Below are 15,063 nucleotides of genomic sequence, written 5' to 3' on the forward strand. Positions count from 1 at the left end.
TAATGCGGAGGATGGAGTGCCTCGCTGGAATCACCCGGCGTCGACGAGGGCGCTCGCCGCCTGTCGGTCGCGCTGCCGCGCGTGAAAATCGTCGCGGCGACCTTAGCGGCGCTGTCCGGTCCGGTGGCCGGTGAAGCCGATCAGCACTCCACGACGTTGACGGCGAGGCCGCCCAGGCTGGTTTCCTTGTATTTCTCGTTCATGTCGAGGCCGGTCTGCCGCATGGTGGCGATGGCGGCGTCGAGCGGCACGAAATGCGAGCCGTCGCCCTTCAGCGCCAGCGAGGCGGCGGTGACCGCCTTCACCGCGCCGAGCGCGTTGCGCTCGATGCAGGGGATCTGTACCAGCCCGCCAATGGGGTCGCAGGTCATGCCGAGATGGTGCTCGAGGGCGATTTCGGCGGCGTTCTCCACCTGCTCGGGCGTGCCGCCCATCACCGCGCACAGCCCGGCGGCGGCCATGGCGGCGGCGGAGCCGACCTCGCCCTGGCAGCCGACCTCGGCGCCGGAGATCGAGGCATTGGTCTTGATGATCGAGCCGATGGCGGCGGCGGTGAGCAGGAAGTCGCGGACATGTCCGCGCGTGCTCTCGACATGGAAATGCAGCCAGTAGCGCAGCACGGCGGGGATCACCCCGGCGGCGCCGTTGGTCGGCGCGGTGACGACGCGCCCGCCGCCGGCATTCTCCTCGTTGACCGCCATGGCGTAGACCGAGAGCCAGTCATTGGCCATCAGCGGATTGGCGTGGTTGCGCCGCGCCTCCTCCTCCATCCGCTCGCGCAATCCGGCGGCGCGGCGGCGGACCTTGAGGCCGCCGGGCATGATGCCGCCCTGCGACAATCCGCGGTCGATGCAGTTGCTCATCGCCGACCAGATGCCGTCGAGCCGCTCGTCGAGCGTGTGGCGGGCGAGCGTGACTTCCTCGTTGCGGCGCTGCATCGCCGCGATCGACAGTCCATCCGCCTTGGCCATGGCGAGCAGCTGCGCGGCGCTGCGGAACGGGTAGGGCAGGGCCGGGCCGTCGGAGGCGGGCGCGCCGGCCTTGGTCTCGGCGAGCTCCGAATCGGACAGCACGAAGCCGCCGCCGATGGAGTAATAGGTGCGGGTCAGCAGCCTGCGCCCATCCTCGGCAAAGCCGTGGAAGCGCATACCGTTGGCGTGGCCGGGCAGCGGCGTCTTCTTGTCGAGCACCAGGTCGGTGGCGGGATCGAAGCGATAGGCACGCCCGGCCGGCACGACGTGCTTGCTCTGCGCCACCCGCGCGACGATGGCACCGATGTCGTCCGGGGCGACGGAGGCCGGCGCATGGCCGTCGAGGCCGAGGATGATGGCGCGGTCCGAGCCGTGGCCGATGCCGGTATGGGCGAGCGAGCCATGCAGGCTCGCCGCGAGGGCGGTCACCCGTCCGCCGGGCGCTGAGAGCTCGCGCGCGGCGATGTCGTCGAGGAAGCGGGCAGCGGCCACCATCGGCCCGACCGTGTGCGAGCTCGACGGGCCGATACCGATCTTGAAGATGTCGCAGACCGAGATCACCACCGACGCTCCTGATTGCGCACTCCGGGACGAAGGGATTCGCCACCGTCCCGCTGCCAGATTAGCGGCAAGCGGCGTCACGGCCATCGGCAAATGCGGCGTGCGGCTTGAAAGCCGGCGACAAGGCGTCGGAGGGCGGCTGGCGCCCCCTATGCACGTTGCTCCTGCCGGCCGCGCAGTCTCCTTGCGGCCCGAACTCGGCCGTTGCCACGTCCGATTCCGACAAAGCCGAAGCCGGAAACATCCGGCTTCGGCGGAGAGGGTCTTCCGACCCTCAGGCTGCCGCCTCGGCGGGAGAGGCCGGCACGGCGGCCGGCTCCAGCGCGTTGGCGATGGCGTCGTCCACCCGCTCCAGCCAGACGAACTCCAGCCGGTCGCGCACGTCCTGAGGAATATCCTCATAGTCGCGGCGGTTGCGGGCCGGCAGCATCACGCGCGTGAGCCCGGCACGCGCGGCGGCCACCACCTTCTCCTTGATGCCGCCGACCGGCAGCACCAGCCCGCGCAGCGAGATCTCGCCGGTCATCGCGGTGTCCTTGCGCACCGTCCGGCCGGACAGCAGCGAGACTAAAGCGGTGAACATGGCGACGCCGGCGCTCGGCCCGTCCTTCGGGGTCGCCCCCGCCGGCACGTGCACATGCACGTCGTTGGAGGCGAGCACCGCCGGATCGAGGCCAAACTCGGCGGCACGGCTCTTGACGAGGCTCATTGCCGCCTGGGCGCTCTCCTTCATCACGTCGCCGAGCTGGCCGGTGAGGATCAGCCCGCCACGGCCGGGGATCTTGGTCGCCTCGATGAACAGGATGTCGCCGCCCACCGGCGTCCAGGCGAGGCCGGTCGCCACGCCGGGCACGCTGACGCGCAGCGCCACCTCGTCCTCGAAGATCGCCGGCCCCAGCAGCTCGGTGAGATCCGCCGCGCCGATATGCGCCTTGGTCACGTTGCCCTCGGCGATGCCGACGGCGACGCGCCGGACGGCGCGTCCGACCTCGCGCTCGAGATTGCGCACCCCGGCCTCCCGCGTATAGGCGCGGATCATGCCGGCGAGCGCGGCGTCGTCGATCTCCACCTGCTCGGGGCTCACCCCGTTCGCCTCCAGCTGGCGGCGGACGAGATAGCGCCGGGCGATCTGCAGCTTCTCCTGATCGGTGTAGCCGGACAGGGTGATGATCTCCATGCGGTCGCGCAGCGGCCCCGGGATGGTGTCGAGCATGTTGGCGGTGGCGATGAACACCACGCGCGACAGGTCGAAGGGCAGCCCGAGATAGTTGTCGCGGAACGTGCCGTTCTGCTCGGGGTCGAGCACTTCCAGCATGGCGGCCGAAGGGTCGCCCTGGATGCCGGAGCCCATCTTGTCGATCTCGTCCAGCATCATCACGCAGTCGCGGGTGCCCGCCTTGCGGATGCCCTGGATGATGTTGCCGGGCAGCGCGCCGACATAGGTGCGCCGGTGGCCGCGAATCTCCGCCTCGTCATGCACGCCGCCGAGCGACACGCGCACGAATTTGCGGCCCATGGCGCGGGCGATCGACTGGCCGAGCGAGGTCTTGCCGACGCCGGGCGGCCCGGCGAAGCACAGGATCGGCGCCTTGCCGTTCGGCGCCAGCTTGCGCACGGCGAGATATTCGACGATGCGGCGCTTGATCTTGTCGAGGCCGAAATGGTCCTCGTCGAGGATCTTGCGCGCCTCGGCGATGTCGATCGCCTTCTCCTCCGGCAGCTTCCAGGGCAGCGCGATCAGCCAGTCGAGATAGGTGCGCACCATGCCGTATTCGGGGCCGGCGTCGGACATGCGGCGCAGCCGGCCCAGCTCCTTGCGGGCCATCTGGTCGACGTCCTCCGGCATGCCGGCCTCGGTGATCGCCTTTTCGAGTTCGGCGATCTCCTGCTGGTTGCCGTTGTCCTCGCCCAGCTGCTTCTGGATCGCCGCCATCTGCTCGCGCAGCAGCACCTCGCGCTGGCGCTCGTCTAGCGACGCCTTGGTCTGGCGGCCGATCTCCTGCGACAGGCGCAGCACCTCGATGCGCTGGGCGAGCAGCCGCACCACCCGGTCGACGCGGGTGGCGACGTCGCTGGTCTCCAGGAGCTCCTGCTTCTCGTCGGGGCCGATGTCGAGATAGGCGGCGATCATGTCGGCGAGCGGGCCGGGCTCGCTGGCGCCGCGCACCGCCGCGACCAGCTCGGTCGGGGTCTGCGGCAGCAGCTCCAGCGCCTCGATGGCCTGGCCCTGCAGGTGGACGAAACGCGCCTCCATCTGCGCGCTGTGATCCGCCGCGTCCTCGATCCGCTGCACGTGCGCGGTGATGAAGGGCTTCTCGCGCACGTAGCGGTCGATGCGGAAGCGCTGCTCGCCCTGCACGACGATATGGTGCGTGCCGTCCGGCGCGGTGACGAAGCGCAGGACGTTGGCGATGACGCCGGTGCGGTGCAGGTCGTGCGGGCCGGGCTCCTCCAGCGCAGGATCGCGCTGCATGACGATGCCGACCGGCCGGCCCTCGCGCACCGCCTGCTGGGCGGCGGCGACCGAGGCCGGACGGGTGACGGCGAGCGGCAGCACCACGCCGGGAAACAGCACGAAGCCGCGCACCGGCAACAGGATCATCGGCTGGTCGCCGGCTTCGGTGCCGGCGGTGCCGTTGGAGCCGCCGGCGTCGGCGGCGTGGACAGGTCGTGCATTCAGGAAAACGGGATGGGTCATGAACAGGTCCCCCCTCAGGCCAGCTTGCGCAGCGCGACGACGAGGCAGCCATTGACCATGCGGGGTCGGGCAACCTCATAGCGGCCGGGCGGCAGCGAGATTTGCCGCTCGAAGCGGCCTTGCGGCAATTCGAGGCGATGGATGGTGGCGGTGCGCAGCTCCGGCGGCAGCAGGCGGTCGCCGGAAAGCACCAGCGTGCCGTTGCTGATCGTCACCTGGATGCGGTCGGGATCGACGCCCGGCAACGCCGCGAAGACGATGAGCTCGTGATCGGTTTCGATGAGGTCGACGGGCGGCTCCCAGTGAACCGCCCGGTTGCGCTGTGGCGCCGGGGCCGGCTGGAACATCTGGCCCCGCAGGCGCTCGGCCCGCGACACCATCGCAAGTGCCTCGGACCACATCCACAGTCGCGGATCGGAATTTCGCATAAATGCCTCCACGCGGCTCCCTGGGGAACCGTCCCACGCGCATATGGGAAGGCGTGCCACGTCTGCCAACAGCGGCTTCATGGGCCGCGCGGCGGACGCAGGGCAAACATGCAAGCCGCGCATTCCAGGCACCGCATTCCTCGCCGCGCATCCCGGCGGGAAGGCGGCCTCCGGCGCCGGGGCGTCAGTGGCCGGTCAGGCGGTCGGCGAAGGCGGCGAGGCGGGAGGTGCGCGGCAGCCCTGCCGCCTCGCGCTGATCGGCGAGGCGGTACAGCTGGTACATGGAGTGGACGCCGAGCCAGCGCAGCGGCTCGGGCTCCCATTGCCGCACCTGCCGGTTCACCCAGGGCAGGCGGGTGAGCTCAGTGTCGCGGCCGAGCAGCAGGTCGCGCAGGGTGCGGCCGGACAGGTTCGAGCTGGAGACGCCGAGGCCGACATAGCCGCCGGCCCAGCCGATGCCGCTCTGCCGGTCGAAGCCGCAGCTGGTGCACCAGTCGCGCGGCACGCCGAGCACGCCGCACCAGGCGTGGTCGAGGCGCAGCCCCCTTGTCTGCGGCAGCAGGGTGACGAGGATCTCGTGCAGCTTGTCGATGGTCGCCTGCTGGGTTTGCCCACGCGTGTCGGTGCGGGAACCGAAGCGGTAGGGCACGCCGCGCCCGCCCATGGCGATGCGGCCCTCGCGGGTGCGCTGGGCGTAGCAATAGGCATGGGCGCCGTCGCCGAGCACTTCGTAGCCGTCCCAGCCGATCTGCTTCCACAGAGCGTCCGGCAGCGGCTCGGTGACCACGATGGCGCTGTTGAGCGGCAGCCACAGCCGCTGCTGGCCGGGCAGGCCGGCGGTGAAGCCCTCGGTGGCGCGGACGATTTTTTCCGCCCGCACGGTGCCGCGGTCGGTGGTGACCCTGCCCTTCTCGATCGAGCGCACCGTGGTCTGCTCGTAGATCGGCACGCCGAGCCGCACCACCGCCGCCGCCAACCCCTGCACCAGCTTGGCCGGCTGGACGCGGGCGACGTCGCGCAGCACGAAGGCGCCCTGCGCGTTGTGGATGGCGATGCGCGCCCGGGCCTCGCCGGCGTTCAGGAGAGCCATCCGCTCCTCCGGCACCTCCCAGCGCCGGGCCTCCTGGTAGTCCGCCTGCGCGCGCTGCCATTGCGCCGGGTTGGTGGCGACGTTGAGATTGTCGACGCGGCGGATGTCGGCGTCGATGCCCTCTTTCGCCGCCACGGCGATGACCTCGTCGACGGTGCCGAGCATCGCCCGCTGCATGTCGATCACCGCGCCGCGCGAGGAGTGCTGCGCGTATCTCTCGCGCGACCAGCCGAAGCCGCCCGACAGCCAGCCGCCATTGCGGCCCGAGGCGCCGAAGCCGGCGAATTCCTTTTCGACGAGGACGATGCGCAGCGAGGGCTCGGCCTGCTTCAGGTAATAGGCCGTCCACAGCCCGGTGTAGCCGGCGCCGACGATGCAGACATCGGCCTCGATATCGCCGGGCAGCGATGGGCGATATCCCGGCAGGCCGCCAATATCGGCATACCAGAACGAGACATTGCCATTGACGCTGACATCCATGCGAGGCTCCTGCGGGGCTGATCCGGCCGCCTGCAATGTAGAAGGGCCGGCGGCCGAGAAGTCGAGCCTTCGGAGCGGGATTCGACAGCAGAGTTTCGGCGGCGCGGGCCGTGAGGAGCGCCGTCCGCCGCTCCTGCATGGGGCACGGGGAGAGGGGGCGGTGTCGGGATCGATCCCTCGTCGAATCGGCACGGTAGGAACAGCATCGGTCAGGTCGCGCTTTGAGCTAGGCCAACGACTTGAAAAACCGCGTGGATATGCTGGCCATGCGTCGCGCCCCGGAACGGCGGTCGCCGTACGGCGCAGGACTGGTAGGCATTGGTCGGTATCGACAGGGAGTCGTTCTGACGGTCTTATGGCCGGGTGGATCAGGGTACCCGCGTTCGGTCCCGGGATCCGGGCACCTTTCGTCTGCGGCGGCCTTTGGCCGGCGGCGTGCTGGATTGGAAGATGATGAAAGCGCGGAAAAGCTGGATCCTGGTCGTCATCGCCGCCCTGGCGATTGGGGCCGCCTATTATGGCTGGCGGTTCTACGCCGGCAGTGGACTGCCCGCCGGCATCGCCAGCGGCAATGGCCGCATCGAGGCGACCGAGATCGACGTGTCGACCAAGGCGGCCGGCCGCATCAAGGAAATCCTCGTCGACGAGGGGGATTTCGTTACCGCCGGCCAGGTCCTGGCCCGCATGGACACCGTCCAGCTGCAGGCGCAGCGCCGTCAGGCGGAGGCCCAGCTGAAGCGCGCCGTGATCGGCGTCGATACCGCCAAGAGCCTGGTGGAACAGCGGGAGGCCGAGCACACCGCCGCCGCCGCCGTCATCACCCAGCGCGAGGCTGAGCTCGACGCGGCGGAGAAGCGGCTGGCGCGTTCCTCGCAGCTGGTGCTGACCAATTCGGTGTCGCAGCAGACGCTCGACGACGACCGCGCCAGCGAGCAGAGCGCCAAGGCGGCCGTCGCGGCGGCCAAGGCCCAGCTCGCCGCCGCCGAGGCGGCGATCAGCTCGGCGAAGGCCGCGGTCGTCGATGCCGAGGCGGCGGTCGATGCGGCCCGCGCGGCGATCGAGAGCATCGAGGCCGATATCGACGACGCCACGCTGACATCGCCGCGCAATGGCCGCGTGCAGTACCGCGTCGCCCAGCCGGGCGAGGTGCTGTCGGCCGGCGGGCGGGTGCTGAACCTCGTCGATCTCGAAGATGTCTACATGACCTTCTTCCTGCCGACGGCGCAGGCCGGACGGGTGGCGATCGGCACGGAGGTGCGGCTGGTGCTGGACGCGGTGCCGCAATATGTGATTCCCGCCAAGGCCACTTTCGTCGCCGATGTCGCCCAGTTCACGCCGAAGACCGTCGAGACCGAGGAGGAGCGTCAGAAGCTGATGTTCCGCGTCAAGGCGAAGATCCCGCAGGAACTGCTGCGCAAATACGTCCAGTACGTGAAGACCGGGCTGCCGGGCATGGCCTATGTCCGCGTCGACCCCAACGTCGCCTGGCCGGCCAGCCTGACCGGGAATCGCGTGCAATGACCCCGTCCGCCGTGCCGTCGGAGCAGCATCCGGCGCCGCCGGTGGTACGCCTCGCGCATGTCGGCCTCTCCTATGGTGCGACGCGCGCCCTCGACGACGTGACGCTCGACATTCCCGCCGGCAGGATGATCGGCCTGATCGGGCCGGACGGAGTCGGCAAGTCGAGCCTGCTGTCGCTGATCGCCGGCGCCCATGTGGTGCAGGGTGGGCGCGTCGAGGTGCTGGGCGGCGATATCGCCGACCAGGAGCACCGGCGCCTGACCTGCCCGCGCATCGCCTACATGCCGCAGGGGCTCGGCAAGAACCTCTACCCGACCCTGTCGGTATTCGAGAATGTCGACTTCTTCGGCCGCCTGTTCGGCCAGGACCAGGAAGAGCGGGAGCGACGGATCGCCGAGCTGCTCAAGGCGACCGGGCTCGATCCGTTCCCGGACCGTCCGGCGGGCAAGCTCTCCGGCGGCATGAAACAGAAGGTCGGCCTGTGCTGCGCGCTGATCCACGATCCCGACCTGCTGATCCTCGATGAGCCGACCACCGGCGTCGATCCGTTGTCGCGCCGGCAGTTCTGGGAGCTGATCGACACCATAAGGCGCGACCGCCCGGGCATGAGCGTGATGGTGGCCACCGCCTATATGGAGGAGGCCCAGGGCTTCGACTGGCTGGTTGCCATGGATGGCGGGCGCGTGCTGGCGACCGGCACGCCGGACGAGCTCATGCAGCGGACCGGCACGCCCAATCTCGATGCCGCCTTCATCGCCCTGCTGCCGGAAGCCAAGCGCCGCGGCCACAAGGACGTGGTGATCCCGCCGCGCGCCGATGGCGCCGACGCGGACATCGCCATCGAGGCCGAGCATCTCACCATGCGTTTCGGCGACTTCGTCGCCGTCGATAATGTCTCGTTCCGCATTCCGCGCGGGGAGATCTTCGGCTTCCTCGGCTCGAATGGCTGCGGCAAGACCACGACGATGAAGATGCTGACCGGTCTGCTGCCGGCCAGCGAGGGCATTGCGCGGCTGTTCGGCCGCGAGGTCGACCCGAACGACATCGAGGTGCGCCGGCGCGTCGGCTATATGAGCCAGGCCTTCTCGCTCTATACCGAGCTGACCGTCCGGCAGAATCTCGATTTGCATGCACGGCTGTTCCGGTTGCCGCCGGACACCATTCCGCCACGCATCGCCGAGATGGCGGAGCGGTTCGGCCTCGACAACATCATGGATGATCTGCCGGATTCGCTGCCGCTCGGCATCCGGCAGCGCCTGTCGCTCGCCGTGGCGATGATCCACGCGCCGGACATACTGATCCTCGACGAGCCGACCTCGGGCGTCGACCCGGTGGCGCGCGATGCCTTCTGGCAGATCCTGTCCGACCTGTCGCGCAAGGACAGCGTCACCATCTTCGTCTCCACCCACTTCATGAACGAGGCCGAGCTCTGCGACCGGATCTCGCTCATGCATGCGGGGCGGGTGCTGGTGAGCGACACGCCGGCCGCCATCGTCGAGAAGCGCGGGGCGCGGTCGCTGGAGGAGGCGTTCATCGCCTATCTCGAGGAGGCGATCAGCGAGCGGGCGGCCGCCGCGCCGGCCGCCACATCTGCGACTTCCGCCCCTGCGGTCGCCCCGGCCTCGGCGGCCGCCGTTCCACCCGTCGCGCTGCCGGCGGCCCCGCCCGCCGCCGTCGAAGCGCATGCCGCGCCGCGCCGCTTCGATGCGCGCCGCATGTTCGCCTATACCAAGCGCGAGGCGCTCGAACTGCGCCGCGATCCGATCCGCGCCACGCTGGCCCTGCTCGGCACGGTCATCCTGATGTTCGTCGTCGGCTACGGCATCAACATGGATGTCGACAACCTGTCCTTCGCGGTGCTCGATCGCGACGACACGACCCTGAGCCAGGACTATGTGCAGCAGATCGCCGGCTCGCGCTATTTCATCGAGAAGGCGCCGATCGTCGACTATGCCGACATGGACCGGCGCATGCGCGACGGTGAACTCGCCCTCGCCATCGAGATCCCGCCGGGTTTCGGCCGCGACGTCGCGCGCGGCAACAAGACGGTGGAGGTCGGCGCCTGGATCGACGGGGCGATGCCTTCCCGCGCGGAGACCGTGCGCGGCTATGTCCAGGGCATGCATTCGGCCTGGCTGACGCAGAAGGCGCGCGAGCTCTACGGCAATACCGCCACGGTCGGCAATTTCCAGATCGCCCTGCGCTACCGCTACAATCCCGGCGTCGAGAGCCTCGTGGCCATCGTGCCGGCCATGCTGCCGCTGCTGCTGATGATGATCCCGGCCATGCTCGCCGTGCTCAGCGTGGTGCGGGAGAAGGAACTCGGCTCGATCACCAATTTCTACGTGACCCCGGTCACCCGCTTCGAGTTCCTGGTCGGAAAGCAGCTGCCCTATGTCGGCCTCGCCATGCTGAACTTCGCGATGCTGGTGGCGTTCGCGGTGTTCATCTTCCGGGTGCCGTTCACCGGCAGCCTGCTCACCCTCAGCCTGGCGGCAGTGCTCTATGTCTTCGCCGCCACCGCGCTGGGGCTGCTGCTGTCGAGCTTCATGAACAGCCAGATCGCCGCGATCTTCGGCACGGCGCTGCTGACCCTCATTCCCGCCGTGAACTATTCCGGCATGATCGATCCGGTCTCCTCGCTCCAGGGCGCCGGCGCCTTTGTCGGCCAGATCTATCCGGCGACCTATTTCATGACCATCGCCCGCGGCACCTTCTCGAAGGGGCTGGGCTTCGCCGACCTCGCGGGATCGTTCTTCCCCCTGCTGATCGCGGGCCCGATCCTGCTCGGCCTCGGCATTGCGCTTCTCAAGAAGCAGGCGAGCTGACGATGCGCGCAGCCAACATCTTCCAGCTGGGCCTCAAGGAGCTGCGCGGGCTGGCGCGCGACCCGATGCTGCTGGTGCTGATCGTCTATTCCTTCACGGTTTCGATCTACACCGCCTCCAGCGCCACGCCCGAGACGCTGAACCGGGCGGCGATCGCCATCGTCGACGAAGACCAGTCTCCGGTTTCCTCGCGGATCATCTCCGCTTTCTATCCGCCCTATTTCACCGTTCCCAAGCTCATCACGGCCTCCGAGATGGACCGCCGGATGGATGCCGGGCTCGACACCTTCGCGCTCAACATCCCGCCGAACTTCCAGCGCGACCTGCTGGCCGGCCGTTCGCCCACCATCCAGCTGAACGTCGATGCCACGCGCGTCTCGCAGGCCTTCTCCGGCGGCGGCTATGTCCAGTCGATCGTCTCCGACGAGGTCAGCGAATTCCTCAACCGCCATCGCGGCAGCAGCGAGGTGCCGGTCGACCTCGCGCTGCGCTCCCGCTTCAACCAACAGCTCAGCAAGGGCTGGTTCGGCTCGATCACCAATGTGATCTCGTCGATCACCATGCTGTCGATCATCCTCACCGGGGCGGCGCTGATCCGTGAGCGCGAGCATGGCACCATCGAGCACCTGCTCGTCATGCCGGTCACGCCGACCGAGATCATGCTGAGCAAGATCTGGTCGATGGGGCTGGTGGTGCTGGTGGCGTCGGCCCTCTCGCTGACCTTCATCGTCCAGTGGGCGCTGAACGTGCCGATCAACGGGTCGGTGGCGCTGTTCCTCGTCGGGACCGCCCTGCAACTGTTCGCCACCACCTCGATGGGGATCTTCCTCGCCACCATGGCCGGGACCATGCCGCAATTCGGGCTGCTGCTGATGCTGGTGCTGCTGCCGCTGCAGGTGCTGTCCGGCGGCTCGACGCCGCGCGAGAGCATGCCGCAGATCATCCAGGACATCATGCTGGCGGCACCGAACACGCATTTCGTCATGCTGGCGCAGTCCATCCTGTTCCGCGGCGCCGGCCTGGAAGTGGTCTGGCCGCAATTCCTGGCGCTGATCGCGATCGGCGGCGCGCTGTTCTTCCTGGCGCTGCGGCGGTTCCGGCGCTTCCTCCGGTAGGAGCGGCTCCCTCGGTCGGCGCCGGGCCCGGCGTGCGGGCGAGCCGCGCGGAACCGAACCGTCTGCCGCGCGTTCTCGCACATGTCACTTCGTCGGCCTCGCGCGGACGGCGCCTCGTCGCGTCCCCGCTCGCGGGGCGTGCATGATCCGGGGAGGGGCGCATGGGTGATCTGGGCGGGCAATCGACCGTTTCCTCGACCTTTCTCGCCAGGGCCGCCAGGGCCGAGCCATTGCTGGCGCGTGAGGAGGAGTTCGAGCTCGCCCGGCGCTGGCGCGAGCAGCGCGACGAGCGGGCGCTGCACCGTCTGGTGCACGCGCATATGCGCCTCGCCATCGCCGTTGCCCGCCGCTTCCGCCATTACGGCCTGCCAATGTCCGATCTGGTGCAAGAAGGCCATGTCGGCCTGATGGAGGCCGCCGCCCGCTTCGAGGCGGAGCGTGACGTGCGCTTCTCCACCTATGCCACCTGGTGGATCCGTGCCGCCATCCAGGACTATGTGCTGCGCAACTGGTCGATCGTGCGCGGTGGCACCTCCTCCGGGCAGAAGGCGCTGTTCTTCAATCTGCGCCGGGTGCGTGCCCGGCTGGAGCGGACGGCGGGGTTCGAGGACGCCACGCGCGACGAGGTGCAGGCCGCGGTGGCCGTGGCGCTCGGCGTGCCCGCCGCCGAGGTGGCGCGCATGGATGCCCGGCTGACCGCGCCGGATCTCTCCCTCAACGCGCCGCTGGCCGCCGGCGAGGAGGACGGGACCGCGCGGCTCGACCAGTTGGTGGCGGAGGACCCGCTGCCCGACGAGCAGGTGGCGGAGAGCATCGACGGCGAACGCCGGCGGCGCTGGCTCTCGATGGCGCTGCACTCGCTGTCGGACCGCGAGAGGCGCATCATCCGCGCCCGGCGTCTGGCTGAGGAAGGCGAGACGCTGGAGATGCTGGGCGCCCGGCTGGGCATTTCCAAGGAACGGGTGCGGCAGATCGAGAATCGCGCGATCGAGAAGCTTCGCGCGACATTGGTTAGGGATTCCGGCCTGCCGGTGGGCGTGTTCGCCTAGGACAGCCCTGCACGAGGGATCGCCACGTCCCGCGCGGCGCTATTCCGCGACGATCTTGACCAGATCGCCATATTTCAGCTTCGCGCCCTTCTCCAGCCCGTTGAGGATGAGAAAGCGCTCCAGCGGGCGGTCCGGCACGTCCATCTTCGCCGCCAGCGTGTCCGGCGTGTCGGTCAGGCCGACCTTGACGGTGCGGATGCGCAGCGGCCTCACCTTTTCCGCCTCCTCGATGGAGACGCGGCGGAAGGTTTCCGCCGCCTCGCGGAACTGGCGGTCGAGATCCGGGGTGAGGTCGCGGGCGGCGAAGATCAGCCGGTAGACATCGCTGCCGAAGCGGATGGCGAACATGCGGAACGACCATTGCTCGCCGCGCGCCACCGCCGTGGCGGCCGGGAAGCCGTTCAGCACCAGGCTTTCCACCGAGGAGATCTCCACCCCCTCGATCCAGCCGGACGACAGATACTGCGCCAGCGACTGGTCGCCGGTGACCCGCACCGCATCGAGGCGCAGCGCCTCGGCGCCGGACGTGTCGGCGCCCAGCACCGCCTGCGAGGTGTTCTCCAGCGTGAAGCCTTCCGGCGCCGTGAAGGTGAAGCCGAGCTTGGGATGGAAGAAGCGGCGCCCGCGGATGAAGCCTTCCTTCGGGTCGTCGCCATAGACCAGCCCGTCAATGGCGGTGAGGTACTGCTTGGAATCGCGCTCGCCCGGCTTGTCCGGCGAGGCGTATTCGCGGGCATTGGCCATGACGATGGAGATGCGCTCCGGCGTCGCCGGATGGGTGGCGAGGAAGTCGGCGGTGTCGGTCGAGCTCTTGGTCATCGGGCTCGACGCCCGCAGCGTCTGCTGGCGGCCCATGGTGGTGAGGAAGCGCTCGGCTCCATAGGGATCGAAGCCGGCGCGGGCGCTGATGCCCACTCCGATGGCGTCGGCCTCCAGTTCCTGCTGCCGCGAGAAGCTCGCCAGCGACATGCGGCTCTTGGCCAGCGCCAGCGCGCCGAGATCGGGATCGTTCACCACGTCGGAGATGACGCGGCTGACCAGCACCGCCTGCTTCACCTGGTCCTCGCGGATGGCGGCATGGTTGGCGATGACATGCGCCATCTCATGCGCCAGCACCGAAGCGAGCTCGGCATCGTCGTCAGCCAGTGCCAACAGGCCGCGGGTGACATAGATCGAGCCGTTCGGTAGCGCGAAGGCGTTGATCGCCGGCGAGTTGAGGATGGTGACGCGGTATTTCTGGTCCGGCCGCTCGGAGGCGGCGACGAGGCGTGTCACCGTGTCCTGGATCATGCCCTGAAGCTTGGGGTCGTTATAGGCGCCGCCATAGGAGGCGACGAGCCGCTCGTGCTCCTTGCGCTGCGTCGGGGTCAGCGTGTCCTCGAAGGAGGGCGCGGCCGGCGTCGCCGCGACCGGCGGTGGCTCCTGCATGTTGGAGCAGGCGGAGACCACGAGGCCGGCGCCGACCAGGAGGGCGAACGCCAGCGCACGCCGCCACGCAGTGGCGGCACCGGGCCTCCGATCCTGTCGCTGCCGACGCACTTGCTGGTTCACCGCCCCCTCATCCCCGTCACGGCCCTGAGGCCTCCGCAACCTCGTCCACCTGCTCGGCCCAGCGCAGATCGATCACCGGTCCGTCGACGAGATCGACGGTACCACGCAACGTGATCTCCCGGCCGGCAAGTCCCGCCGGGGCAAGGCCGCGCGCCGCAAGCGCGGGCCGCACCGAACTGTCCACCTTCACCGTCGTGTCCTGCCGCCAGACTGGGCCGAAATTGAGATAATCAACCCGCCGCGTGCTGCCAACCGTCCGTACGCGGCCGGTAACAACGGAAAAGTGACCGGCCGCCTGCGCCAGCGCCGCCGGCGGCTCGGCCTTCAGCGGCCATTGCGCCCAGACACCGAGGCGGGCGGCGCGGGCCGGCCGTTCGGCGGCGAGCAGCCCCGGCATGCAGCCGAGATAGCCGGCCTCCGGCCGCGCCACGGCAAGGCCTTCTGCCAGCATGGCCTCCTGCACCAGCCTGCCGTCGGGCAGGCGGGCGAGGGCGGCGAGGCGGCCATAGCGGTCCGGCGTCGAATCGGCACTCGCGAGGTCGAGCCGGCGTCCGGCGACCAGCGCCTTCAGCGCCGCGCGACGTGCCGGATCGGCGGCGGTGCCGATGTCGGCGAGCGCGGCGAGGCGCAACGTGCGCCCGTCGGCAAGCGCGATGTCACCATGCCCGTCGAGGCCGCGGGCCGCGACGGTGGTGTCGAAATCCGTCGGGCACTCGCCGGCACGGGCGGAGAGCCCTGTCAGAACCAGGCAAGCCGACACCAGACACACCA

At 69.4% G+C, this 15,063-nt stretch carries 10 protein-coding genes; 4 read left to right on the forward strand and 6 right to left on the reverse strand.

Annotation, left to right across the window (positions count from 1 at the left end):
* Nucleotides 1-140 precede the first annotated feature (140 nt).
* From KHC28_RS10935 to KHC28_RS10950, 4 genes are all read right to left on the reverse strand, one after another.
* Nucleotides 141-1,535 (reverse strand): L-serine ammonia-lyase, encoded by a 1,395-nt coding sequence (locus KHC28_RS10935; RefSeq protein WP_214008395.1) that lies wholly within the window; start codon nt 1,533-1,535, stop codon nt 141-143.
* A gap of 271 nt (nt 1,536-1,806) precedes the next feature.
* Complete coding sequence (gene lon / locus KHC28_RS10940; RefSeq protein WP_214008396.1) at nt 1,807-4,230, reverse strand: endopeptidase La; 2,424 nt, start codon at nt 4,228-4,230, stop codon at nt 1,807-1,809.
* 14 nt (nt 4,231-4,244) lie between these two features.
* Nucleotides 4,245-4,658, reverse strand: a complete 414-nt coding sequence (locus KHC28_RS10945; protein WP_214008397.1) for an Hsp20/alpha crystallin family protein — start codon at nt 4,656-4,658, stop codon at nt 4,245-4,247.
* 184 nt (nt 4,659-4,842) lie between these two features.
* On the reverse strand, nt 4,843-6,228 hold the full coding sequence (locus KHC28_RS10950; RefSeq protein WP_214008398.1) for an NAD(P)/FAD-dependent oxidoreductase: 1,386 nt from the start codon (nt 6,226-6,228) through the stop codon (nt 4,843-4,845).
* Nucleotides 6,229-6,681: 453 nt separating this feature from the next.
* On the opposite strand from KHC28_RS10950, the gene KHC28_RS10955 reads away from it, so the two are divergent.
* The 4 genes from KHC28_RS10955 (at nt 6,682) to KHC28_RS10970 (ending at nt 12,741) form a co-directional block, all read left to right on the forward strand.
* A complete protein-coding gene (locus KHC28_RS10955) occupies nt 6,682-7,749 on the forward strand; it encodes an HlyD family secretion protein (protein WP_376772694.1) in 1,068 nt (355 codons plus the stop codon).
* Nucleotides 7,746-10,577: a ribosome-associated ATPase/putative transporter RbbA gene (gene rbbA, locus KHC28_RS10960; protein WP_214008400.1), complete on the forward strand. Its 2,832-nt coding sequence runs from the start codon at nt 7,746-7,748 to the stop codon at nt 10,575-10,577. Before KHC28_RS10955 ends, rbbA begins: the two co-directional genes overlap by 4 nt.
* Before the next feature lie 2 nt (nt 10,578-10,579).
* On the forward strand, nt 10,580-11,692 hold the full coding sequence (locus KHC28_RS10965) for an ABC transporter permease (RefSeq protein WP_214008401.1): 1,113 nt from the start codon (nt 10,580-10,582) through the stop codon (nt 11,690-11,692).
* A gap of 161 nt (nt 11,693-11,853) precedes the next feature.
* Entirely contained in the window at nt 11,854-12,741 is an 888-nt protein-coding gene (locus tag KHC28_RS10970; RefSeq protein WP_214008402.1) for an RNA polymerase factor sigma-32, read from the forward strand.
* A 39-nt stretch (nt 12,742-12,780) separates the two neighbouring features.
* On the opposite strand, the gene KHC28_RS10975 is transcribed toward KHC28_RS10970, so the two are convergent.
* Both KHC28_RS10975 and KHC28_RS10980 read right to left on the reverse strand, forming a co-directional pair.
* Nucleotides 12,781-14,292 carry a M48 family metalloprotease gene (locus KHC28_RS10975; RefSeq protein ID WP_376772669.1) on the reverse strand — a complete coding sequence of 504 codons (1,512 nt, stop codon included), beginning with the start codon at nt 14,290-14,292 and terminating at the stop codon, nt 12,781-12,783.
* Nucleotides 14,293-14,308: 16 nt separating this feature from the next.
* On the reverse strand, nt 14,309-15,052 hold the full coding sequence (locus KHC28_RS10980) for a thermonuclease family protein (RefSeq protein ID WP_312893162.1): 744 nt from the start codon (nt 15,050-15,052) through the stop codon (nt 14,309-14,311).
* Nucleotides 15,053-15,063: the final 11 nt, after the last annotated feature.

The organism is Ancylobacter sonchi (genome assembly GCF_018390695.1).
GTDB classification, from domain to species: Bacteria; Pseudomonadota; Alphaproteobacteria; order Rhizobiales; family Xanthobacteraceae; genus Ancylobacter; species Ancylobacter sonchi.